We start from the raw sequence: 20696 nt of genomic DNA on the forward strand, positions 1-20696 counted from the left end.
ATTTCGAGGCCGGTATGACGATGATCAGCCGTGCCGCAGCACGGTCAGGGTCGCCATCAGTTTGTCGATCTTGGCGGTGCGCGCGAACGTGGTCAGCGGCAGCAACGCCGGGAAGCGGCGGTGCGCAATGGATTTCGCGTAGGTGAACTCGCGCAGCCCATCCGGGCCGTGGATGCGGCCGAAACCGGAATCACCGACGCCACCGAACGGCAGTTCGGGCAGCGCGGCGAACAGGTAGACCAGATTCACGCCGGTCATGCCGGATCGGATGCGCCGCGCCAACTCCTGGCCGCGACCCTTGGAGAATACGGCGGCACCGAGTCCGTAGCGCGAATCGTTCGCCCGCTCGATCGCCTCATCCATATCGCGAACCTTGTTGACCGCCAGCGTCGGCCCGAACGTCTCCTCCGTCATGGCGATGGAGTCCTCGGGCACATCCACCAGGACGGTGGGCTGCACCAATCGCTCACCGACCGCGGCGATTCCGCCGACGAGCGCTCGCGCGCCTTTGCTCAGCGCATCGGCGATATGGTCCGCCACCACCTTCGGCTGGGACGGCATGGTCATGGGGCCGAGCTGCGCCTCCGGGTCATCGCCCGCGCGCAGGTTCGTCACCAGATCGCCCAGCTTGCCGACGAATTCGTCGTACACCCGCTCGTGCACGTAGACCCGTTCGGTGCCGATGCACGCCTGCCCCGCATTGGAGAGCCCGCCCCAGACCGCCGCCTCGGCCGCCGCGTCGAGATCGGCGTCCGCGTCGACCAGCAGCACATCCTTGCCACCGGCCTCGATCAGCACCGGGGTCAGGGTGTCCGCGCAGGCGCGCATGACCTTCTTGCCGGTGGCGGTCGAGCCGGTGAAGGCGATCTTGTCCACGCCCGAGCTACACAGTGCCGCACCGGTTTCGCCGAGTCCGGTCACCACCTGGAGCACGGGATGCTCGGGCACCGCCTGCGCGAACGCGTCCACCAGCCAGACGCCGACGCCCGGGGTGAATTCACTCGGCTTGAACACCACCGCGTTGCCCGCCGCGAGCGCGTAAGCGATGGAACCCATCGGGGTGAAGACCGGGAAGTTCCACGGCCCGATCACGCCGATCACGCCGAGCGGCAGGTACTCCACCGACGCGCCCAGGTCCTGTGCCATCAGCCCGGTGGAAACCTTCTTACGGCCCAATACCTTTCGGGCATTTCCCGCCGCCCAGGCCAGATGGTCGAGCATCATCACGATTTCGAGCTGGGCGTCGGCGGTGGGCTTACCGGTCTCGGCGTGTGAGATCTCGGCGAGCTGCGCCATCCGGCGGGCAATGATGCCGCGCCAGATCTTCAGCCGCTCGGCGCGTTCGGCGAAACTCAGTCCCGCCCACCAGCTTGCGGCCTCGCGGGCGCGGACCACCGTATCGTTCACCTGCTCGGCGTCGAATACCGGATGGGTGCCGACCAGATCACCCGTCGCCGGGTTCAGTGAGTCGAATGTCTTTGTGACCGTTGCCGTCACGATGGCTCCCTGCGTATCTTCGGCCCGCGTCATGACGTGCGGCCGTCCCGAATCAGATCGGATGCCTTCTCGCCCACCATGACCGTGGGGGCGTTGGTATTACCGCGCGGTACGACCGGCATGACCGAGGCGTCGGCCACCCGCAGCCCGTCGATGCCGTACACCCGCAATTGCGGGTCCACGACCGCGTTGTCGCCGGTGCCCATCGAGCAGGTGGCGACCGGGTGATACAGCGTCTGCGTCCAGGCGCGAATATGGTCGGCCAGCAGCTCATCGGAGAGTCCGTCGACGCGATCGGGCAGGAATGGCTCGCCCAGGAAACGCGCGAGGGGGCGTTCGCGCACGATCTCGAACACCCGGCGCGCCCCCGCCACCGAGGCGGCCAGATCGGCCGGATCCTCGAAGTAGCCGGGATCCATCTCCGGCTTCCACGCCGGATCGGCGGAACGCAGGCGGACCCGGCCCCGGCTGCCGACATTCACCAGGGTCACACCGGCGGTGAACATCTGGCCCGCGGGTTCGCGGAATCCATTGTCGTAGAAGCCGGTCGGCGCGACGATGACCTGGATATCGGGTGCGGGAAGACCGTCGCGCGAGGCGAAGAAGGCCCCGCCCTCACCGACGTTCGAGGACAGCGGACCGCGCCCGGCCAGCTTCCACTGCGCCAGCCGCGCGGGGTTGGAGAAGTCGGTCAGATCCGAGGTGCCCCTGGTGCGCCAGATGAGCGGTGTCACCGGATGGTCGTGCAGATTCTCGCCGACGCCGGGCAGATCGACCACCGGATCGATGCCGTGTTCACGCAGATGCGCGGCCGGGCCGATGCCCGAAAGCATCAGCAGCTGAGGCGAATTGATCGCGCCGCCGGACAGCACCACCTCGGCGGCCGCGTGCGCGATCTGTTCCTGGCCACGATGGCGATAGGCCACGCCGATCGCGCGGGTGCCGTCCAGGATCACCCTGGTGACGAAGGCGTGGGTGCGGACGGTCAGGTTGGGCCGCTCCAGCGCGGGCGTCAGATAGCCGTCGGCGGTCGACCAGCGCCTGCCGTTCCTACAGGTCACCTGATAGTGGCCCGCGCCCTCCTGGGTCGCGCCGTTGAAATCGGCATTGCGCGCCAATCCGTGCCCGGTGGCGGCATCGATCCAGCCGTCGGTCAGCTCATGGGTGTAGCGGCGGTCCTCGACGTGCAAGGGACCCGTCGCGCCGTGGAATCGGTCGCGCAGTCGCGTATTGGTCTCCGCGCGAACGAAATACGGCAGCACATCGTCATAACCCCAGCCCTCGGCCCCGAAATCGTCACGCCAGGAATCGAAGTCGGCGCGATTGCCGCGAATGTAGATCATGGCGTTCATGGACGAGCAGCCGCCGAGCGCCTTCATGCGCGGCCAGAACGCGCGCCGCCCGGCCATATGCTTCTGTTCGGTGGTCTCGTAGTTCCAATCCCATTTGGTCTTGAACAGCTGCGGGAAGGCCGCGGGAATGGCGATCTCGTCGGCATCGGCCGCACCGCCCGCCTCCAGCAGCAGTACCGATATCGATGGATCCTCCGACAGCCGCGCGGCCACCACCGCACCCGCGCTGCCCGCTCCGACGATCACGTAGTCGAAGCTGGTGTGCTCGCTCAAATTCGCCTCGTATCCTCACCGCTCCCGTGACCGCCGTCACGGTCCGCTCAGCCCGAGGGTAAGGCGGCGAGGGTGGTGATTCCCACGTCCGCGCGGGCCGGTTTTTTGATATTTTTGGCCAGTGACAATCGCCGGGCGGAGCCGACCATGAGCGTGCTGACCGCATTACGGGCACCCACCAGCGCGCTGCTCATCACCCGGCTGGCCGCCGAGCACGGCGTCTCGGAAGCGATATGCCTGCGCGGCACCGGGGTCGCGGCCGCCGAACTGCGCCGCCCGGGCGCGCTCGTCACCGGGGCGCAGGAAATCGCCATCATCACCAATGTGCTGCGGGCGGTACCCGATACCACCGGCTTCGGCTTGGCCGCCGGGCTGCGGTATCACGCCACCGCGCACGGTATCTGGGGGTATGCGCTCATCGCGAGCCGATCCGTGCGCGATGCCATCGATGTCGGGCTGCGGTTCCTGGATCTGTCGTATTCGTTCAGCCGGATCACCGCGGTCGAGAGTGCTGGGGAACTCGCCCTGGTGATCGAGCCGGAGGTGACCGATCCGGTGCTGGCCCGGTTCGTGGCCGAACGCGATATCGGCATCATCGCCACGCTGTACAGCGATATCACCGCGGCGGGCGCACGGCTGCACGCGATCCGGCTGCCATACTCCGGTCCGGAGTTCGCGAGTGCGCACCCGACCACCGAACTCATCTCCGACACAACGCAATACGGTGCCGACGACTATGCGGCCGTATTCGATGTGCGGACCGTCGACGCGCCGCTGCCGCAGTCCGATCCCTATACCGCCGACCTCACCACCCAGCAGTGCCGGGAACTGGCGATCGCGCGCCGCGCCCGGATCGGCACGGCGGGGCAGGTGCGCGAGGTGGTGCTCACCCCGCCGCGCGGACTGCTCACCGAATCCGAAGTGGCGACGGCGCTGCATATTTCGACTCGGACACTGCGGCGGCAATTGGCGGCGGAGGGGCATTCGTATCGGTCACTGGTCGATGAGGTGCGCTGCACGCTCGCGTGTGAGTTGCTGTCCGCCACCACGCTGCCGACCGCCACCATCGCCGATCGGCTGGGGTACTCCGAATCCGCCAGCTTCACCCGCGCTTTCGCGCGCTGGACCGGGCAGTCACCACTGCGCTGGCGTAAGGCGCAACACGAGACTTCGATATAGGTCAGGCGGTGCGGCTGGCGGCAGCCAGTTCCGGGTAGAACGCCGAGAAGATGCCGAGGTCGGTGGCCCGGGGGAAATCGGGGTGATCGGTCAGATCGCGGAGGCTGTCGAGGGCCTTGCGGCCGTAGTAGCCGCTGTTCTCGGTCGGCTGCGGGATCGGGGTGATGCGGTGCGCGACAATGGCTTCCAGATTGCGTTCGAACAGCACCGTGCAGGCGCGCAGGCCCTGCAACATGATGTCCTGGAAGCCGTCTGCTTCCGTGATCGGGAACTGTTCGACATCCAGCACCGCGCCGGTGTCGACCCCGGCGTCGATTTCATGCAGGGTCGCGCCGTAGGCGTTATCGCCGTTGAGGATCGCGTGCGCGATCGCGGCCTCGGGCAGGCCGCGATGGCGGGGCAGCAGGCCATTGTGGATGTTGTAGACGCGGAAATTCTTGTCCAGCACGGGCTCCCGCAGGATGGTGGCGTTATTGATGGAGAATACGATGCCGTCCGTGCAGGCGCTGGCCAGCTCATCGGCGGCGGCGTTCACATCGGCGGTGGCGAGCACCGGGACCTGTCTGGCCCCGGCCGATGCCTGCTGACCGGCGGGCACCACCACGAGATCGACGGAATGACCTGCGGCGGTGGCGAAATCGACGGCCCGCCACAGTAGCGAACCGCTGCCGATGAAGATCATTCGAATGCTCCTGTACCCGCGGCAACGGCCACGGCCTCGCATACCCGGTTCAGGGTCAGATGGGTGATGAGGCCCTCGACCTGGGCCACGAATGCCTGTTCGGCGTCCCGGCCGACAATTCGCTTGGAGACCTGGGCGAGCATCTCGACGGTGGCGAGTGAATCGCCGCCCAGGGCGAAGAAGTCGGAATCGGGTCCGAGGGCAGCGGAATCGCATCGCAGGACACGAGCCCAGATCTCGGCGATCTGTTCCTGGAGATCGCTCTCGGAGTCATCCACGTCGTCACCGGCCGAGGGCGTGGATGCGCCCGCGCCGTTACCGCCCTCGGAGTTGGAAAGGTTGCCGGGCAGCGTATTTCGACTCGATTCGGACTCACCCGCGAGGAGGTCCGCGAGCGCGGCGCGGTCGGTCTTACCGTTGCTGGTGAGCGGAAGTTCGGCGATGTGATGGAAGCCGCTGGGGATCATGTACACCGGCAGGCGATCCGCCAGGAAGTCACGCAGCGCCTGATCGGCAGGGGCTTGCGAGGTCGGTACCACAAAGGCTTCCAGCACGTGATCGCTGTGTTCTTCACGGCGGCGGCTGATTACGGCGGCCGCCGCGATATCCGGATGCGATTCCAGCACACAGCGGATCTCATCCGGTTCCACGCGGTTACCGCGAATCTTGACCTGGTGGTCGACGCGGCCGACGAATTCGAGCGCGCCGTCCGCCAGGCGGCGCACCAGATCGCCGGTGCGGTAGGTGCGTTCGCCGTGCACGGTGACGAAGCGTTCGGCGGTCAGTTCGGGGCGGTCCAGATATCCGGCGGCGACTTGCGGTCCGCCCAAATACAATTCGCCCGCCGTACCGTCCGGCACCGGCTCGCCCTCGGGATCTAGCAGGTGCACGGTGGTGCCGGGAGCGGGGAAGCCGATCGGGGCGGAAGTCGCGCCGGGCGACCTCGTATCGGTGAGGAGGTGCGAGACGCAGACCAGGCTGACCTCGGTCGGGCCGTAACTGTTGACCAGTCTCACCTCGGGACCGAAGAATTCGCGCACCCGGCGGGCCAGGTCGTGGCTCAACTGTTCCCCGCCGAGGACGACAGTATTGAAGGCGGCGGGTCGAATATCTTGGCGCAGTGCGACTTCCGCCAGGCTGGGCGTGAAGAACAGTGCGTTCGCGCCGTTTTCGCCGAGCATGTCCGACAGGGTGAGGTGGTTGATATCGCCCGGTACCAGCAGCACCGTGCCGCCCGCGATGACCGGGGACACCATCGCCATGGCCGCCATATCGGCCGCGGGGGTGTGATAGTGCGCGTACCGGGTATCGGGCGTGAGCTGATACCAGTCCCGCGCCGCGCGCAGGTAGTGCATGACACCATCGTGGGTGACGCGCACGCCCTTGGGGCGGCCGGTCGAGCCGGAGGTGTAGGTCACGTACGCGACGTCGCCGGGTTCGACGCCGAGATCGAGTGGCTCGGAACCGCTTTCGGGCAGGTTCTCGAGCACCAGGGCCGGAACGGCGTCACCGACGATATCGGCGTACCGGCGTTCGACCAGGCATACGCTCGCACCGGAATCACGCAGGGTCTGGATGATGCGCTCGCGCGGATGCTTGGGATCCAGCGGCAGGAAGGCCGCACCGGCCTCCAGAATGCCCCACTGCCCGGCCAGTCCCTCCAGCGTGCGCCCCGCGAGAATGGCGACGATATCGCCCCTCCCGACCCCGCGCTCACGAAGCACATCCGCGATATCGGCAGAGCGCGCGCCCAACTGCGCGTATGTGAGCGAACCGTCCGGCCCGGTCACCGCGAGCGCCGCAGGCCGCGCCGCGATCTGCGCGCGAAGCAATTCCACCAGCGTGGTCGCCTGCTCGACGGATTCCGATTCGGACCCGTCCACATCGGCCTGAAGGGCCGCGTCGGCCTGCTGGACCGGCTGTTCGGGTTCGGTGAGGGCGGCCGCGATGGAGTCCAGCAGGATCTCCAGGCGTTCGGCGACGCCGTGGCCGTTGCGGCAGGAGACCGTGATGCCGGTGGAATGCTCGGATTCCACGATCGCGAAGCTGATCGGGGCCAGGCCGGTGTGCGCGGGAATCGCCACCACGCCGGTGGGGGTGAAATCCGGTCCGGCGAAATCGGCGAGCGCGACCTTGCCCGCGTGCGAGACGATGGCCGAGCACAGGTTTCGGCCCGTACGCCTGCCGATCGCGTCGATGGTGCGTACGGCGGCCTTGGCCACGGGGACCGGAATCTGTTCCAGGCCCGGGTTTTTCATTTGATTGAGTTCATCGCGGCGCATCAGTCCGGCCAGCATGCGGCCGTTGATCTCCCGCCAGTTCTCCCCCGGCTCGGTGTCCAGGAACAGCGGCAGGGTGAGGTTCGCGGTCGAGCGCAGTTCGGCGTCATGTCTGCGCAGGTCGACCGGGATCATCAGGCGGGCCGTGGAACCCGTTGCCCGGGCGACGATTTCACCGACTCGGGCCGCTATCGCGGTGGTGGTGCCGGGCACGTTCCGATGCCGCAGCAGGAAGGGGCGGCCCGCCACCGCGGCACCGTGCCCGATCGGCGAGCGGAAGCGCACTCGCATCGGCGCGGGTGATCCCGGAATGCCCAGGCGCAGTGCGAATTCCAGATCGGTTGTGGGATCGTTCGCGCCCTCGGGCGTCTCATCGCGCAGCACCCGGAAGACATCCGCGGCCCACATCTGCAGGCCCTTGGCATCCATGACGCCGTGGAAACCGCGGAAGATCACCGTGACCGGGTCGGCGGTGAGCAGCACGACTTCACAGTTCGGCGCTTCGGATACGTAATCGGGCCGTGAGATCGGGCCGTTGAGGATGTCGTCCTCGGTGAGCCGGTCGTAGTCGACGGTGGTGTTCGCGATCACCCTGACCCGGGGCGTATCGGCTCGGGCGACCCAATCGCGGCCCGAGCGCTCCAGGCGTGAGCCGGGATGTGCCAGCGATGCGACCTGAACCGCGTCCCGCAGTTTGTCCGGGTCCAGTGCTCCCGTGCCCTCGACGATCACCTGGATCAGAAAGTGTGGGTGGACCTCCCTGGCGGATAGATACATCCGTTCGGTGGGCGAGATGCGGCGTCGGAAGGCGCTGCTCAACTGGATCCACTCCTCAAACGATTCACGCGCGAAAAGCGCGGTGCCACAGGCGATCATCATCGATCGGAACTCGCAGCCAGTCTAAGTGGGCAAACGGCAGGCAATGTGTGTGCTTGCTCTCACCGGTCAACGGTCCAGGTAGGGCGCGGTGCCGGACTTGTGCGTTTCCGAATACCGCCGGATCCGGCGCAATAGACTTCGATTGATCTCATCTCGTCCCGGATCCGTCGAATCTCGACCCGCTGGAGAGGAGGAGCGGCCTCATGATCGCCAATCGAGTCGCCGTCACCCTGGCTGCCGCCGTCACCTTCGGCGCCACCCTGATCTCGGTCGGCGCGGGCGCGGCCGACGCCTACGGCCCGGCCTCGTGCGCGGCGGGGAACCCCTTGCAGCCGACCGCCGAATTGTTCGGCACCTGGAATACCGCCACCATCACCGATCCGGCCGATCCACGCCTGAACGATCCGCTCACCCAGTTCGAACTGGAAACCAACCTCACCGCCGCCATGGAACTCGGGCTCACCGTGCAGTCCGAACCCATCGACGGCGTGTTCTGGTCCGAGCAATCCCAGCAGATAACCTACGAACCGGCCCGCCGCTTCGAACTGGCCTGCACCGGCCGCGACAACCTGTGCTGGATCGCCGACGACCTGCGAGTGCGCTACCACCAGGAAGCCGTCCTCGGCATCGAGTTCCTACCCGCCGACGACCCCCGCGCAGACGGATTCATCGTCCAAATCCCCGGCATCGACCGAACCCGACTGCACGACGCCCTCCTCGCCGACCCGGCAGCCCGCGACACCCTCGGCGGCGGCTCCGTCACCGAAGACGACAACCTCATCCTGATCGCCGACCGCAGCGACCTCGACGCAGTCCACTCCTTTGTAGAAGCCCTTGGCGCACAATGGAATCCATCCGCTGTACGCTACGGCGACCGCCAATACGTCACCGGCTATTGCGTCCCCGGCGTCTACTTCTGACCGACTCCCGGTTGCACCAGAATCGCCACGCCCGCCCGGACCGCCTCCCAATCGGTGCCGACCTGCCGTGACATGGCCCGAGCCAACCAGGTACGACGATCCTCATGCTCCCGAATCAGGTGCGGGATATCGAGTTCTATCCCGTCGGGCGGGCCGGTCTCGGCCAATCGATCCACGCGCACCCGCATGGATTCGAACAGCCTGCGGTCGAAATCCGTTACGGCATCGATGAACTCAGCCGTGGTCACCGACACCCTGCCCGATAGCGGTGCGGTGAACGCGATTTCACCGTCGGGGTCTGCGGTGGTGTGCCAACCCACGGTGACGGTGTCCACCGGATCGAGTGTGCGGCACCATGAGAGCGTCGGACCGAAGCGCAGGTAGGACGTATCGACCCTGCGTTCGCCGGACGCGTCCCACGCCGCGTCGACGGCGGGGTCGTCCAGAATCGAATCGTCGAGATCGACCGGCACCATGGATCCGGTGACCATGTAGTCCACCAGATCGTCCGGGACGGGCTCGAGGATGTACGGCAGCGCGGCCAGCATGTCCTCCCACAGGCGGACCACGTAGTAGTCCACCCACGGCAGTGGCGGCCGATCCCGTTGGGTTGTCAGCCAATCCATCGTTCGATCGGTGTAGCGCAGCAGTTCGACGCCACCTACATCGAGGCAGTAGAGACCGTCGGTGAGCCCGAACCAGTGCAGGTTCGGGGTCACCGAGCCCCAGGGGTGAACCTCCTCGAGCGGTGTCAGCTCGAAGCGGAATCGCATACCCGGCATTACATGGGGTAGATGGCGTGTTTGCGGGGGTTGAATTCGGGCTTGAGGGGTTGTTTGTCGCGGAGGAGGCGGAGGGCGTGGCGGATTTCGAGGCGGGTGCGGGAGGGTTCGATTACCGCGTCGATGTAGCCGCGTTCGGCGGCGATCCAAGGGGTGGCGACGGTTTCGTTGTACTGGTTGACCATGAAGTCGCGGGCGGCGGCTCGGTGTTCCTCGGGGATGGCGGCCAGTTGGCGTTTGCCGAGGAGGTCGACCGCGCTTTCGGCGCCGATTACCGCGATTCGGGCGGTGGGCCAGGCGAAGCTGAAGTCGGCGCCGACCTGGCGGGCGGCCATCATGCCGTAGGCGCCGCCGTAGGACTTGCGGACCACCAGGTTGATGATCGGGACGGTCGCTTCGATGATGGCGCGGGGGACGCGGCCGCCGCGGATGATCACGCCCGCGGCTTCCTCGGACAGGCCCGGGAGGACGCCGGGGGTGTCGGCGACGAAGACGAGCGGGATATTGAAGGCGTCGCAGAGGCGGATGAAATAGGTCGACTTGTCCGAGCAGGCGGCGTCGATCGAACCTCCCAGCACCAGTGGCTGATTGGCGATCACGCCGACGGGATAGCCGTCCACGCGGGCGAATCCGGTAATCAGGTTGGGCGCGAACGCGGCGCGGACCTCGTGGAATTCACCGTCGTCGAACAGGCGCAGCAGGATCTCGTGCATGTCGTAGCCGGAGCGATCGGAATCCGGGATGATCCGGTCGAGTTCCAGATCCGAGGCCGTAATCTCCGGCTCCAGACCGGGATTCACGATCGGCGGCGTTTCGACGCAGCTGGTCGGGAAGTAGCTCAGGTAATTGCGTGCCCAGTCGTACGCCTCCTGCTCGGTCTCGGCCACGTGATGCAGCGTGCCGCGCTTGGCCTGCACCTCCGCGCCGCCGAGCTCCTCGGCAGTGACATCCTCACCGTTGACGGCCTTGATCACATCCGGCCCGGTGACGAACATGTACGAATCCTTGGTCCCGATAAGCACATCGGTATTGATCGGCCCGTACACCGATCCCGCCGCGCACTTGCCGAGAATGATCGACACCTGCGGCACATATCCGGACAGCTTCTCCAGCACCCGCGAGATATCACCGAACGAGGCGATGGAACCCACCGCGTCCTGAATGCGCGCACCACCGGAATCGTTGATCGTCACCACCGGGCACGCGTTGTCGAACGCGAATTGCAGCGCCCGCATGAACTTCTGCGCCGAGGTGACGCCCACTGACCCGCCGTACACGGTCTGATCATGAGAAATCACCACCACCGGGCGTCCCCCGATCAACCCGCGACCGGTGACCAGGCCGTCACCATAGAGCGCGTCCGCCTGTCCCGGCTGTCGAGCCAGCGCACCGGTCTCGATGAACGTCCCGCGATCGAGCAGCATGTCGACCCGCTGCCGCACACTCGGAATGCCCTTCTTCTCCCGCTTGGCGACCCCGGCCTCGCCCGCGGGTTCCGCGGCGATCTCCAAAATCTTGGCCAGTTCATCGAGCTTCGCCTGCGTACCGATCACGCCTACTGCCACCTTCCCAACTCAGTTCTGCCCCCGCGACGTTAAGCGGTACCAAGACCGTTCGGGGAGCAGAACCAGATATACGGGATGAATCACAGTCACGGCGAGCTCACATCGGGCTACTCGCGCACCCCGAACCTCGCCCGGCCGATTCCAGCCGCGATGTTCCTGTGAGGTTCCTGGATCCGGTCCCGAGTGGAACCGACGGCTCATAGCCTGCGAAACGCATTCATTTCAGACGATTGAGGACACTCCTTTATGCGTAAGTCACTCTGGGCGACCGGGCTCGCACTCGCCGCCACCGCCGTACTGAGCTCCACCGGAACCGCGAGCGCGGTCGGCACCAGCATGGGCACCGACTCCATCTTCACCGTCGGCACCGATATCCAGGCCGGCACCTACACCACCAGCACCGCGCTCTCCACCTGCGCCTGGGCCCGGCTCTCGGCTCTGACCCCCAGCGCCACCGCCGTGCTGGAAACCGGTGGGGCGGTGAACGGTTCGGCCACCGTCACCATCCAGTCCACCGATATCGCCTTCTTCACCACCGGCTGCGGCACCTGGACCCTGCAAACCTCCACCGGCTCCTCCGGCCTCGGCGGCGGCGGGCTGCTGTCGGGCCTGCTGTCCGGCAGCGCCTCCTAGCTCGAACCCGGTCGGTCCATCCCCGACGGTGGACCGACCGCTTCAGCTGTAATCAATTCCACCCGTTGAGTTTTCATGCGGATGGGTGACGGGACAGGAAGTCGTCGATGAGACGGTTGACCACATCGGGGGCTTCGTAGGCCGCGAGATGGCCCACGTGATCGAGGACGGCGAATTCCGAGCCGGGGATGGCGCGGGCCATGCGACGGACCTCGGGAACCGGGAAGCTGATGTCCTCATCGCCGGTGATGATGAGGACCGGGGATTGGATTCGGGTGAAGAGGGCGTGCTGGTCGGGGCGATTCACCACGATGCTCTCGACCGCCAGGCTCGCGGAGCGGGGATTGTTGCGGGCCAGGATGGTCAGGAAATCGTCGACTAATTCGGGCCGGGTGCGTCTGGTCGTCGCGCCGAGGAAGCGGGGGACGACCAGGATTCGAGGGAAGGCCATGCGGCCGAGGCGGCGGCTCAGCTGAGCGGAGAGAGCCAGCTTCCGGCGGTCCCAGGCAGGTGCCGGGGAGGCGGTGCCGTTGATGAGGATGGCGCAGGCCACGCGGTCGGGGTAGCTCGCGGCCAGGGTGCCACCGATCATTGCGCCCCAAGAGTTTCCGACTATGTGGGCGCGCGCGAATCCCAGTTCATCGAGGATCTGCAGATAGCTGCGGGCGCTCTCCTCGAAGGAGAATTGGCGTTCGAGGTGTTCGCTGCTGCCCTGACCGGGCGGGTCCACCGCGATCGTGGTGTACCGATCGCCGAAATGGCGTATCTGCGCGGCGAAGAGGGTGTGGTCGGTGAGCAGGCTGGGCAGCAGCAGTATCGGCTCGCCCGCACCGGATATGTCGACGTAGATCCGGCCGAGTGCGGTGTGGATGTATCTGCCGGTCATCGAAGTATCGTAATCGCCCCCGGAAAACCCGGAGTGCCGTAGATCACATATGTCGGTATGCTGGGTGGATGCCCCACAACCCAGGCTGGGTCAGACGGAACAGTTTCGCCGCCTGGTTCGGTTACACCTCGATACTCGTCTCATTCGGCACCTGCGCAATGGCTTTGGCCGCTGCCGCAAGTGGATACGCCGGTTGGGCGTTGATCGCGGGCGGCATATGCGCCGCCACCGCCATCACGAGCCTGACCATCTTCGGGTCGACAGTGCACAGCGACCACGTCAAACACCACACCACGCCGCGGCTGCTCATGGATTGCTGGGAGGAGAGTCCGGATTTCGCGCAGCTGCGCGGGCTCCCCGCGGCTATCGAACCCAAGCGACTTCAGTAGTCGCCGATAGAAAAAGCCGCAGGTTTCCCGACCTGCGGCTTCGGCGTGTCGAACTCGGCTGCGCGCTGAGCGAATTCACCACCGGAAGACCGGGCATAAGGGTTGCGCCCGATTCCATAGCGGATCCCCGATATTCGCGGACGAACGGTACGACACTCGCTTGCTCAACTGCCGTTCGGCGATTCGCTCCACCAACAGCGGAATGAATTCCCGAACCCGATGCCCTTCGAAATCGCGGTGTATTCCGCGCACTTCCTCACCGACAACCCGCGCCGTCAAATGCGGGAATTTAGCGGCCAGCCGGGCGACGAGCTCGCTGATCTGCCGCTCCTCTTCGGATGCCGTCATGCTCTGGTTTCGCCTCCATACGCAAACGGGGTACGCCGGCAGCCAACTTCCTCATCAGGTTGCGCGGCGGACTGGACAGCGGCCTCGCGGGGCCGCACCCACAAAACTGTCATGAGATGCGAGCACTTTGCTCCCTCGAATCCCTTTGTGGCACAACCCGTCAGCTAGTCGGCACCAGAGGTCCTCGACAACGACACCTGCAAACGACAAATGAAAGTACATTTGCACCTTGCAGCCGAAAACGATCGCTAGGTGACCGAATCGAGTGAGGAGAACACCACCACGTTGGACTGGTAACTCTTGGCGGATTGATCGAAATCGCCTCCGCAGGTGACCACTTGGAGGGTAGCCCCGCCGCGCGGACCATAAACCAGCTGGTCCGGAAACTCGGATTTGAGATACATGCGCACATCGGTGACCTTGAAATGCGCGGTCTTACCGTCCGCGCGCTTCACATCGATCATGTCGCCCGCTTTGACCTTCTTGAGAGAGAAGAAGACGCCTTCGCCCTTATAGGAGTCGACATGGCCGAGGATCACCGCCGAACCCTGCTCACCGGGCGCGGGACCCTGCTGATACCAGCCCGCCTGCTGATAGTCCGCCGGGACCTGAACCGTTCCATCGGCGTTGAGCCCCAACGAGACCAGCGAACCCGATGCCTTGATCGAGGGGATATCGAACGAGACCGGCGTGGACCGGGTGACCGATGCCGCCGTCTGCACTTTGGCGGGCGTGGCCGCGGTCGTGGTCGAGGCCGCGGTGGTCTCGGTGGATCCGCACCCGGTGATCAGGGCGGCGATGACCGCAAGCGCGGCGATCAGGGCGGCGAGTGGAGTCCGCCGAATCCTCGCCGCGCCCTTGATGTTTCGGCTCATCGCGCGCTCACGACGCACGCCATACCGCCCGCTCCGGTCTCCGGTGCGCCCTTGGGGATGACATATCCGCCCGCCGGAGTCTTATCGGTGACGGCCGTGCCGCCGGGGATACCGGTGGTCGCGCCGACCGGAATCGCCATGCCGTACACCGTGTCCGGTCCCGCGGCCGCCGCGCCGACGGCGATCAGATCGATGCCGCCGAGTCCGCCGGTCTGCACACCGCCGCCCGCGTTCCCGCCGACCTGAACGCCACCACCGGTCTGCACACCACCACCGGCAGTGCCACCGACCTGAACTCCGCCACCGGTTTGGACGCCGCCCGCGGTGCCACCGATCTGCACACCGCCTCCGGTCTGCACGCCACCGTTGCCGGTGCCGCCGACCTGAACGCCACCGCCGGTCTGCACACCGCCGTTGGCGTCACCGCCGACCTGAACGCCGCCACCGGTCTGCACACCGCCATTGGCGTCACCGCCGACCTGAACGCCACCGCCGGTCTGCACACCACCGTTGGCATCACCGCCGCCTTGGACGCCGCCATTGGCATCGCCGCCGACCTGCACACCGCCGCCGCTCTGCACGCCACCACCGGCATTTCCACCGGCTTGGACGCCGCCGCCCGCCTGGGCACCGCCACCGGCCTGCACCCCTCCCCCGGCGTTCGCACCGACGCTAGGCGCAATGGTGACGCCGAGACCGCCGCCACCGGCCTGCACGTCGACCCCGAGGCCGAGACCCGCATTCGCCCCCGGACCGTTCCCGCCGGGGTTCGCCCCGACGTTGCCACCGCCATTGAGATCGACACCCAACCCGAGGCCCGGGGCGGGCGGAGTCGTCGTGGGAGGTTCCGCGCCGACCGACGGTGCGCAAAGCGCGACTGCTGCTACGGCGGCCGCCACCACCGTGAATGTCCTTGCCGACATTATGAATTCACTTCCAGACGTTGTATCCCGATGCCCTTCCTTCGGACCTTTCGGTCTGTCCGTTACCCCGATCACCCGCGAATTTGCGAAGCTCGGGCAATACGGGAGCAAATAAAACCGGACGTCCGTTCAAGTCCCCGAGGTGAGCGACCTGTTTTCGCCAGAAAGGTTGACACCGCGGACCCATCGGCAGCAGGCTGGATCCGGTTGTCGGCGACCCTCGCAGACTTCGAAGGACGCTCGACAGCGCTCGGAGACTCGACGGATGCGGGTTCTCACCCGCACTCCCATCTCGTAGTTCGGACCTGAAACCTACCGACGCGGAGGTTGGAATGTCTGACCGCAAAGGCCGAAAACCCGGCCAGATGGCGAACAAGGTCAAGCAGGACATGAAGGACCAGGGCCAGCGCATGGCCGACGGCATGGACCGCATGGCCGATGATGCCAAGCGCGATATGGACCGGCTGGGCGACGGCATGAAGCGTGAAGCCCAGCAGGCGCGCTCGGGGATCAAGGATATGAACGAGGAGATGAAGGAGAGGCTGCAGCACCACTAGCCGTGCGCAGTCCGAACGGCCGGTCCATCCTCCTCCCGATGGACCGGCCGTCTCAGGTCAGGACCATGACCGCGATACCCGCGGCGACGACGCAGGTGGCCAGGATTCGGGGCTTGCCGAAGCCCTCCTTGAACCAGACCGCGCCGATCACCGCCGCGATGATGATGCTCGATTCCCGCATCGCCGCGATCGAGGCCAGCGCGCCGCGGGTTTGCGCCCACAGCACCAGCCCGTAGGCCGCGACGCTGAGCACACCGCCGAGCAGGCCGATATGCCATACCGGCCGCACGCGCGGCCACAGCTTCGGTCCGATCCAGGCGAAGACCAGCACCGGCATCGTGACCTCGCCGAGCAGCATGAGCCAGGCGATATAGCCGAGTGTGCTGTGCGACAAGCGGATTCCGGTTCCGTCCACGACCGTGTACGCGGCGATCACCAGACCGGTGGTGACGGCCGCGCCCATCGCGGCCGGGCGGCTCGGATTATCGCGGCGGCCCCAGAAGACCAGGAACCCGAGGCCCATCGAGATCAGCAGCACACCGGCGAGCTGTCCGTGGCCGGGCGTCTCGCCCAGTGCGATGGCCGCGACCAGCGCCACCACCAGGGGCGCGGTACCGCGCGCCAAGGGATAGGTCTGGCTGAGATCGCCGAAACGATAGGACAGCATGAGCAGTCCGTTGTAGAGGATGTGCAGCACCGACGATGCCGCCAGATACGGCCAGCTGCGCGAATCAGGCGCTGCCGCAACGAGAATCATGGGAATCGAGCACAGCACACAGCCCAGTGGCACCAGCGTCAGCGCGGCGGCCTTATCGGGAATCCAGTGCGCGATGGCATTCCAGGCCGCGTGCAGGACCGCGGCCACCAGCACCGCGATGAGAACGACGACCGGAACACCGGCCGTGGCGGGAACGGACGAGGCGAAAACCATTGGCGGGACTCTCTACTCGGTACCACCTGAGTTTTCGGGTAGCACAATAGGAGTCCTCCAGGCTTTTATCCCTTCAGATGTCGGCGGCCGGCAGGTTGCCGTCCACCGAGGCGTAGCTCGGTCCAGTCCACCCACACCTGATTGTGTTGTCGTTCAGGCGGTGTGCGCGCGGAACCCTATACGCTGTCACCGCCGACCCTAGCGGTAACCGGGCGTTCGCGCGAATCGCTCGTCAGGCCGGGCTGTTCCTCGCTCGGAAATGGCCTTCGCGCAGTGGAAGTCACGCTCACACACGATGCCTCGCGGTATTTCCGCAGGATCAACCTGATCGCAACTGTTGGCCGGATGCGGGCCATCGACAAGGTTGGGGAGTACGTACGCCGATCGGCGGGCTGCGAGCGAGGACGGGAAACCTATGGCATCGACACCATTGCACCTGGGCGTGGCCCTGGACGGGGCGGGCTGGCATCCGGCGGCCTGGCGGGAACCGAATTCTCGTCCCGCCGAATTGTTCGATGCCCGCTATTGGGCGGATCTCGCCGCCATCGCCGAGCGGGGGCTGTTGGATTTCGTGACCATCGAGGACGGGCTGGGGGTGCGGCACGCATCCGGAGACGACGGCGTGCACGCCCGGCTCGACGCCGAATTGATCGCCGCGCGGCTCGCGCCGGTGACCAGCCGCCTCGGGCTGATACCGGTGGTGACGACCACGCATACCGAACCGTTCCACGTATCCAAGGCGCTCGCCACCCTGGACTACACCTCGCGCGGGCGGGCCGGATGGCAGGTGCGGGTATCCGGAACCGCCTCGGAGGCAGCGCTTTTCGGCAGGCGCACGGTCACCGACCTCAGCACCGCCGAACTTGCCGAGGCCGTGGCCACCGGCCGATTCCCGCAGGCGGTGCACGAACTGTTCGATGAGGCGACCGATGCGGTCGAGGTGGTGCGCCGACTGTGGGACAGCTGGGAGGACGGTGCCGAGATTCGCGATATCGCCACGCGGCGTTTCATCGATCGCGACAAATTGCATTACGTCGATTTCCAGGGGAAATACTTCAGCGTGCGGGGCCCGTCCATCACCCCGCGACCGCCGCAGGGGCAGCCCGTGGTGACGGCACTGGCGCACGCGCCGCTCATCTACGAATTCGCCGCTCGCGGTGCGGATCTGGTGTTCGTCACCCCGACGCGCGAGGACGGTCCCGTACCGATCGTGCGCCAGGTCGCCGAGGCCGCCGAGCGGGTCGAGCGCGATGGCGAACCGCTGCGGGTGTATGCCGATCTGGTCGTATTCCTCGATAACGGCGACGGCACCGGGGCGGAGCGGCTGGCCCGTCTCAATGAGCTCGCCGGGCGCGAATTCGTCTCCGATGCAGCCGTTTTCGCCGGAAGCGCCGCGGATCTGGCGGATCTGCTCGCCGCCTGGCAGGACGCCGGGGTCGACGGTGTGCGCCTGCGGCCCGGTGTCGCCGTCGACGATCTCACCACCATCGCCGACGTACTCGTGCCTGTTCTGCAACAGCGTGGCCTGTTCCGCACCGGCTACGCCGAGACCACCCTGCGCGGGCTGCTCGGACTGCCCACCACCGTCCCCAATCGATACGCGAACGCCTGAGCGAGGCCATCCATGAGCACATCCCGTAAGCAGGTCATCCTCGGCGCATACCTCGGCGGCGTGAACCACAGCACCGCGTGGTGGCATCCCGAGGCGGGCAGCCAGATCGATTTCGACAGCTTCGAGCACACCGCGCGCACCGCCGAACGCGGCAAATTCGACTTCTTCTTCCTGGCCGAGGGACTCATCCTGCGCGAGCGCGCGGGGCAGATCTTCGATCAGGACATTATCGGCCGCCCGGACACCCTCACCGTGCTGGCCTCGCTCGCCGCGGTCACCGAGCACCTGGGGCTGGCGGGCACCATCAACACCACGTTCAACGAACCCTATGAATTGGCACGGCAATTCGCGAGCCTGGATCATCTGTCCGGCGGTCGCGCGGCGTGGAACGTCGTCACCTCCTTCGACGAGTTCACCGGGCAGAACTTCCGGCGCGGTGGCTATCTCGCGCCCGCCGATCGGTACGCCCGCGCCGAGGAGACTCTCAATGCCGTTCGCGCGCTGTGGGATTCGTGGCGCGAGGACGATCTGGCAGCGGATAGGGAATCCGGCCGATTCCTGGCCCGCGCCGAGGCCGGTGAATTCGCCTTCCACAGCGGTCAATTCGATATCGCCGGACGGTTCGACGTCCCGCGCAGCCCGCAGGGACGGCCGGTGATCCTGCAGGCCGGTGTCTCACCGCAGGGCCGGGCCTTCGCCGCCGCGAACGCCGACGCCATCTTCTCCCCCTACGGCAAGCTGCCGGAGGCGGCCGAGTTCTATCGCGATATCAAGGCGCGCGCGGTGGCGGCCGGGCGCTCGGCCGACGACATCAAGATCCTGCCGTCGGCGAGTTTCGTGCTCGGCGATACCGAGGCCGAGGCGATCGAGAAGTATCACGCGATTCGCAATGAGCAGGTCACCGGGCAGACCGCGCTGATCCTGCTGGAGCAGATCTGGAATCGCGATCTGTCCGCCTACGATCCGGAGGGTCCGGTGCCCGCCATCGATCCGGATCCCGATGCGCCGCCGATCATTCAGGGCCGCGCGTTCGTGCACCAGGATCGCTTCGCGACCGCGCAGCGGCTGCGCGATGTCGCCGAGGCGAAGAAGCTGACGCTGCGCGAGGCCGTCATCGATCAGTTCGAACGCGGTCCGCTGGTCGGCACCCCGGCGCAGGTGGCGCAGCAGATCGACGATTTCGTGAGCAATGACGGCTCGGACGGGTTCATTCTCGGCTCGCATCTGGTGCCGTCGGGGCTGGACGAATTCGTCGATCGGGTGGTGCCGCTGCTACAGGATCGCGGCGCGCTGCGCACGGAGTACACCGGAAACACCTTGCGCGACAACCTCGGTCTGCCGCCGGTGCGTTCGGCCACCACCGTCGCGGCCGAGGGCTGACGTTCGGCCCGGGTGTGGTCGTGCGCTATCCCAGCGCCTCGACCTGGTCGGCGACCACACCGGTGAGGATCGCGCGCGCCACCGCGAGTAGCTCCGCCACCTTGGGTGAGGTGAGCTCGTAGGTAACCGAGAGCCCGGTCCGGCAAGCCCGCACCAAACCGGCGCGCCGCAGAATCGACAGCTGCTGGGAGAGATTCGCCGCTTCCACGTCGATCTCCTCCAGCAGCTCCGAGACCGCGTGCGCACGCACACTGAGCAATTCGAGAACGCGAATGCGCACGGGATGGCCCAGTGTTTTGAAGAACTCAGCCTTCATTTGATAGAGCGGCCGCTGCATCGATGGCATTACGTGGCCACCCTTTCCGCCAGGTGAATCAGATTTCGAGCTCTTCCTCGATGTCCTTCAGCCGATGCCTGGCCAGTGCCAGGTTGCCGCGCTGGCGGTCGAGGGCGACATAGAGAAACAGACCGCCGGCCCTGCGACCACGCGTCGGCCGGATGAGATGGTACTGGCTGCCGAGCGTGATGAGGACGTCTTCGATCTCTTCATTCAGCCCGAGTTGGTCAATCGTGCGAAGCTTCGCACGCACCAGTTCGGTATTGCCCGCTGCGGCGACTTCCAGGTCCAAATTCTTCGAACCGCCGAGGGTGCCGAGCGCCATACCGCTGCCGTAGTCGACGACGGCGGCACCGAGCGCACCATCCAGCAGCATCATGTCTTTGAGCGCAACTTCCATATTGGCCATGATCATTC

20 protein-coding genes are annotated in these 20696 nt (G+C 66.3%); 7 read left to right on the forward strand and 13 right to left on the reverse strand.

All coding sequences use genetic code 11. The features are described from left to right. Nucleotides 1–24 precede the first annotated feature (24 nt). Together ACFC0O_RS04675 and ACFC0O_RS04680 are read right to left on the reverse strand one after the other, a co-directional pair. Nucleotides 25–1530 carry an aldehyde dehydrogenase family protein gene (locus tag ACFC0O_RS04675; protein WP_375953842.1) on the reverse strand — a complete coding sequence of 502 codons (1506 nt, stop codon included), beginning with the start codon at nucleotides 1528–1530 and terminating at the stop codon, nucleotides 25–27. Then, nucleotides 1527–3122, reverse strand: coding sequence for a GMC family oxidoreductase (locus ACFC0O_RS04680; RefSeq protein WP_375953844.1), 1596 nt, complete (start codon nucleotides 3120–3122; stop codon nucleotides 1527–1529). Before ACFC0O_RS04680 ends, ACFC0O_RS04675 begins: the two co-directional genes overlap by 4 nt. Before the next feature lie 147 nt (nucleotides 3123–3269). On the opposite strand from ACFC0O_RS04680, the gene ACFC0O_RS04685 reads away from it, so the two are divergent. Then, nucleotides 3270–4301 (forward strand): AraC family transcriptional regulator, encoded by a 1032-nt coding sequence (locus ACFC0O_RS04685; RefSeq protein WP_375953846.1) that lies wholly within the window; start codon nucleotides 3270–3272, stop codon nucleotides 4299–4301. 1 nt (nucleotide 4302) lies between these two features. Here the strand turns inward: ACFC0O_RS04685 and ACFC0O_RS04690 are convergent, their stop codons facing one another. Both ACFC0O_RS04690 and ACFC0O_RS04695 read right to left on the reverse strand, forming a co-directional pair. Beyond that, nucleotides 4303–4983 carry a formyltransferase family protein gene (locus ACFC0O_RS04690; RefSeq protein WP_375953848.1) on the reverse strand — a complete coding sequence of 227 codons (681 nt, stop codon included), beginning with the start codon at nucleotides 4981–4983 and terminating at the stop codon, nucleotides 4303–4305. Next, nucleotides 4980–8081: an amino acid adenylation domain-containing protein gene (locus ACFC0O_RS04695; RefSeq protein ID WP_375953850.1), complete on the reverse strand. Its 3102-nt coding sequence runs from the start codon at nucleotides 8079–8081 to the stop codon at nucleotides 4980–4982. The genes ACFC0O_RS04690 and ACFC0O_RS04695 overlap by 4 nt, the downstream gene beginning before the upstream one ends. Nucleotides 8082–8344: 263 nt before the next feature. On the opposite strand from ACFC0O_RS04695, the gene ACFC0O_RS04700 reads away from it, so the two are divergent. Continuing rightward, complete coding sequence (locus ACFC0O_RS04700; RefSeq protein ID WP_375953852.1) at nucleotides 8345–9061, forward strand: hypothetical protein; 717 nt, start codon at nucleotides 8345–8347, stop codon at nucleotides 9059–9061. Here the strand turns inward: ACFC0O_RS04700 and ACFC0O_RS04705 are convergent. Next, nucleotides 9052–9834: a DUF5984 family protein gene (locus tag ACFC0O_RS04705; protein ID WP_375953854.1), complete on the reverse strand. Its 783-nt coding sequence runs from the start codon at nucleotides 9832–9834 to the stop codon at nucleotides 9052–9054. The two genes, ACFC0O_RS04700 and ACFC0O_RS04705, sit on opposite strands and share 10 nt — an antisense overlap. An 8-nt stretch (nucleotides 9835–9842) precedes the next feature. Then, the gene (locus ACFC0O_RS04710) at nucleotides 9843–11396 is read right to left on the reverse strand and encodes an acyl-CoA carboxylase subunit beta (RefSeq protein ID WP_375953856.1); all 1554 of its coding nucleotides are present in this window, start codon (nucleotides 11394–11396) and stop codon (nucleotides 9843–9845) included. A 258-nt stretch (nucleotides 11397–11654) separates the two neighbouring features. Between ACFC0O_RS04710 and ACFC0O_RS04715 the strand changes: the two genes are divergently transcribed. Beyond that, nucleotides 11655–12041, forward strand: a complete 387-nt coding sequence (locus ACFC0O_RS04715) for a hypothetical protein (RefSeq protein ID WP_375953858.1) — start codon at nucleotides 11655–11657, stop codon at nucleotides 12039–12041. A 73-nt stretch (nucleotides 12042–12114) separates the two neighbouring features. On the opposite strand, the gene ACFC0O_RS04720 is transcribed toward ACFC0O_RS04715, so the two are convergent. Then, nucleotides 12115–12927, reverse strand: a complete 813-nt coding sequence (locus tag ACFC0O_RS04720) for an alpha/beta fold hydrolase (protein ID WP_375953860.1) — start codon at nucleotides 12925–12927, stop codon at nucleotides 12115–12117. Between the two features lie 68 nt (nucleotides 12928–12995). Between ACFC0O_RS04720 and ACFC0O_RS04725 the strand changes: the two genes are divergently transcribed. Beyond that, nucleotides 12996–13316, forward strand: coding sequence for a hypothetical protein (locus ACFC0O_RS04725; RefSeq protein WP_364631945.1), 321 nt, complete (start codon nucleotides 12996–12998; stop codon nucleotides 13314–13316). Nucleotides 13317–13391: 75 nt separating this feature from the next. Here the strand turns inward: ACFC0O_RS04725 and ACFC0O_RS04730 are convergent, their stop codons facing one another. From ACFC0O_RS04730 to ACFC0O_RS04740, 3 genes are all read right to left on the reverse strand, one after another. Continuing rightward, nucleotides 13392–13664 carry a three-helix bundle dimerization domain-containing protein gene (locus ACFC0O_RS04730; RefSeq protein WP_364631943.1) on the reverse strand — a complete coding sequence of 91 codons (273 nt, stop codon included), beginning with the start codon at nucleotides 13662–13664 and terminating at the stop codon, nucleotides 13392–13394. A 248-nt stretch (nucleotides 13665–13912) separates the two neighbouring features. Beyond that, on the reverse strand, nucleotides 13913–14539 hold the full coding sequence (locus tag ACFC0O_RS04735) for a class F sortase (RefSeq protein ID WP_375953862.1): 627 nt from the start codon (nucleotides 14537–14539) through the stop codon (nucleotides 13913–13915). Continuing rightward, nucleotides 14536–15462 carry a hypothetical protein gene (locus ACFC0O_RS04740; RefSeq protein ID WP_375953864.1) on the reverse strand — a complete coding sequence of 309 codons (927 nt, stop codon included), beginning with the start codon at nucleotides 15460–15462 and terminating at the stop codon, nucleotides 14536–14538. The genes ACFC0O_RS04735 and ACFC0O_RS04740 overlap by 4 nt, the downstream gene beginning before the upstream one ends. A 332-nt stretch (nucleotides 15463–15794) precedes the next feature. On the opposite strand from ACFC0O_RS04740, the gene ACFC0O_RS04745 reads away from it, so the two are divergent. Continuing rightward, complete coding sequence (locus ACFC0O_RS04745) at nucleotides 15795–16019, forward strand: hypothetical protein (protein ID WP_364631935.1); 225 nt, start codon at nucleotides 15795–15797, stop codon at nucleotides 16017–16019. Nucleotides 16020–16071: 52 nt separating this feature from the next. On the opposite strand, the gene ACFC0O_RS04750 is transcribed toward ACFC0O_RS04745, so the two are convergent. Then, nucleotides 16072–16950 (reverse strand): DMT family transporter, encoded by an 879-nt coding sequence (locus ACFC0O_RS04750; RefSeq protein WP_375953866.1) that lies wholly within the window; start codon nucleotides 16948–16950, stop codon nucleotides 16072–16074. Nucleotides 16951–17365: 415 nt separating this feature from the next. Between ACFC0O_RS04750 and ACFC0O_RS04755 the strand changes: the two genes are divergently transcribed. Both ACFC0O_RS04755 and ACFC0O_RS04760 read left to right on the forward strand, forming a co-directional pair. Beyond that, a complete protein-coding gene (locus tag ACFC0O_RS04755; RefSeq protein ID WP_375953868.1) occupies nucleotides 17366–18562 on the forward strand; it encodes an LLM class flavin-dependent oxidoreductase in 1197 nt (398 codons plus the stop codon). 12 nt (nucleotides 18563–18574) lie between these two features. Then, nucleotides 18575–19942, forward strand: a complete 1368-nt coding sequence (locus ACFC0O_RS04760; RefSeq protein WP_375953870.1) for an NtaA/DmoA family FMN-dependent monooxygenase — start codon at nucleotides 18575–18577, stop codon at nucleotides 19940–19942. A gap of 25 nt (nucleotides 19943–19967) precedes the next feature. Here ACFC0O_RS04760 and ACFC0O_RS04765 read toward each other — a convergent pair whose 3' ends face one another. Together ACFC0O_RS04765 and ACFC0O_RS04770 are read right to left on the reverse strand one after the other, a co-directional pair. Next, nucleotides 19968–20288 carry a metalloregulator ArsR/SmtB family transcription factor gene (locus tag ACFC0O_RS04765; RefSeq protein ID WP_364631925.1) on the reverse strand — a complete coding sequence of 107 codons (321 nt, stop codon included), beginning with the start codon at nucleotides 20286–20288 and terminating at the stop codon, nucleotides 19968–19970. A 28-nt stretch (nucleotides 20289–20316) separates the two neighbouring features. After that, nucleotides 20317–20688, reverse strand: coding sequence for a hypothetical protein (locus tag ACFC0O_RS04770; RefSeq protein WP_375953873.1), 372 nt, complete (start codon nucleotides 20686–20688; stop codon nucleotides 20317–20319). Nucleotides 20689–20696: the final 8 nt, after the last annotated feature.

This window comes from Nocardia sp. NPDC056100 (genome assembly GCF_042266325.1).
Lineage (GTDB): Bacteria > Actinomycetota > Actinomycetes > Mycobacteriales > Mycobacteriaceae > Nocardia.

Excerpts from the sequence above, each read along its gene's own strand:
- ACFC0O_RS04730 (WP_364631943.1), bottom strand. The coding sequence starts at position 13,664 with ATGACGGCATCCGAAGAGGAGCGGCAGATCAGCGAGCTCGTCGCCCGG.
- ACFC0O_RS04720 (WP_375953860.1), bottom strand. The coding sequence starts at position 12,927 with ATGACCGGCAGATACATCCACACCGCACTCGGCCGGATCTACGTCGAC.
- ACFC0O_RS04700 (WP_375953852.1), top strand. The coding sequence starts at position 8,345 with ATGATCGCCAATCGAGTCGCCGTCACCCTGGCTGCCGCCGTCACCTTC.
- ACFC0O_RS04715 (WP_375953858.1), top strand. The coding sequence starts at position 11,655 with ATGCGTAAGTCACTCTGGGCGACCGGGCTCGCACTCGCCGCCACCGCC.
- ACFC0O_RS04765 (WP_364631925.1), bottom strand. The coding sequence starts at position 20,288 with ATGCCATCGATGCAGCGGCCGCTCTATCAAATGAAGGCTGAGTTCTTC.
- ACFC0O_RS04705 (WP_375953854.1), bottom strand. The coding sequence starts at position 9,834 with ATGCGATTCCGCTTCGAGCTGACACCGCTCGAGGAGGTTCACCCCTGG.
- ACFC0O_RS04750 (WP_375953866.1), bottom strand. The coding sequence starts at position 16,950 with ATGGTTTTCGCCTCGTCCGTTCCCGCCACGGCCGGTGTTCCGGTCGTC.
- ACFC0O_RS04745 (WP_364631935.1), top strand. The coding sequence starts at position 15,795 with ATGTCTGACCGCAAAGGCCGAAAACCCGGCCAGATGGCGAACAAGGTC.
- ACFC0O_RS04690 (WP_375953848.1), bottom strand. The coding sequence starts at position 4,983 with ATGATCTTCATCGGCAGCGGTTCGCTACTGTGGCGGGCCGTCGATTTC.
- ACFC0O_RS04675 (WP_375953842.1), bottom strand. The coding sequence starts at position 1,530 with ATGACGCGGGCCGAAGATACGCAGGGAGCCATCGTGACGGCAACGGTC.
- ACFC0O_RS04735 (WP_375953862.1), bottom strand. The coding sequence starts at position 14,539 with ATGAGCCGAAACATCAAGGGCGCGGCGAGGATTCGGCGGACTCCACTC.
- ACFC0O_RS04760 (WP_375953870.1), top strand. The coding sequence starts at position 18,575 with ATGAGCACATCCCGTAAGCAGGTCATCCTCGGCGCATACCTCGGCGGC.
- ACFC0O_RS04685 (WP_375953846.1), top strand. The coding sequence starts at position 3,270 with ATGAGCGTGCTGACCGCATTACGGGCACCCACCAGCGCGCTGCTCATC.
- ACFC0O_RS04740 (WP_375953864.1), bottom strand. The coding sequence starts at position 15,462 with ATGTCGGCAAGGACATTCACGGTGGTGGCGGCCGCCGTAGCAGCAGTC.
- ACFC0O_RS04725 (WP_364631945.1), top strand. The coding sequence starts at position 12,996 with ATGCCCCACAACCCAGGCTGGGTCAGACGGAACAGTTTCGCCGCCTGG.
- ACFC0O_RS04770 (WP_375953873.1), bottom strand. The coding sequence starts at position 20,688 with ATGGCCAATATGGAAGTTGCGCTCAAAGACATGATGCTGCTGGATGGT.
- ACFC0O_RS04755 (WP_375953868.1), top strand. The coding sequence starts at position 17,366 with ATGGCATCGACACCATTGCACCTGGGCGTGGCCCTGGACGGGGCGGGC.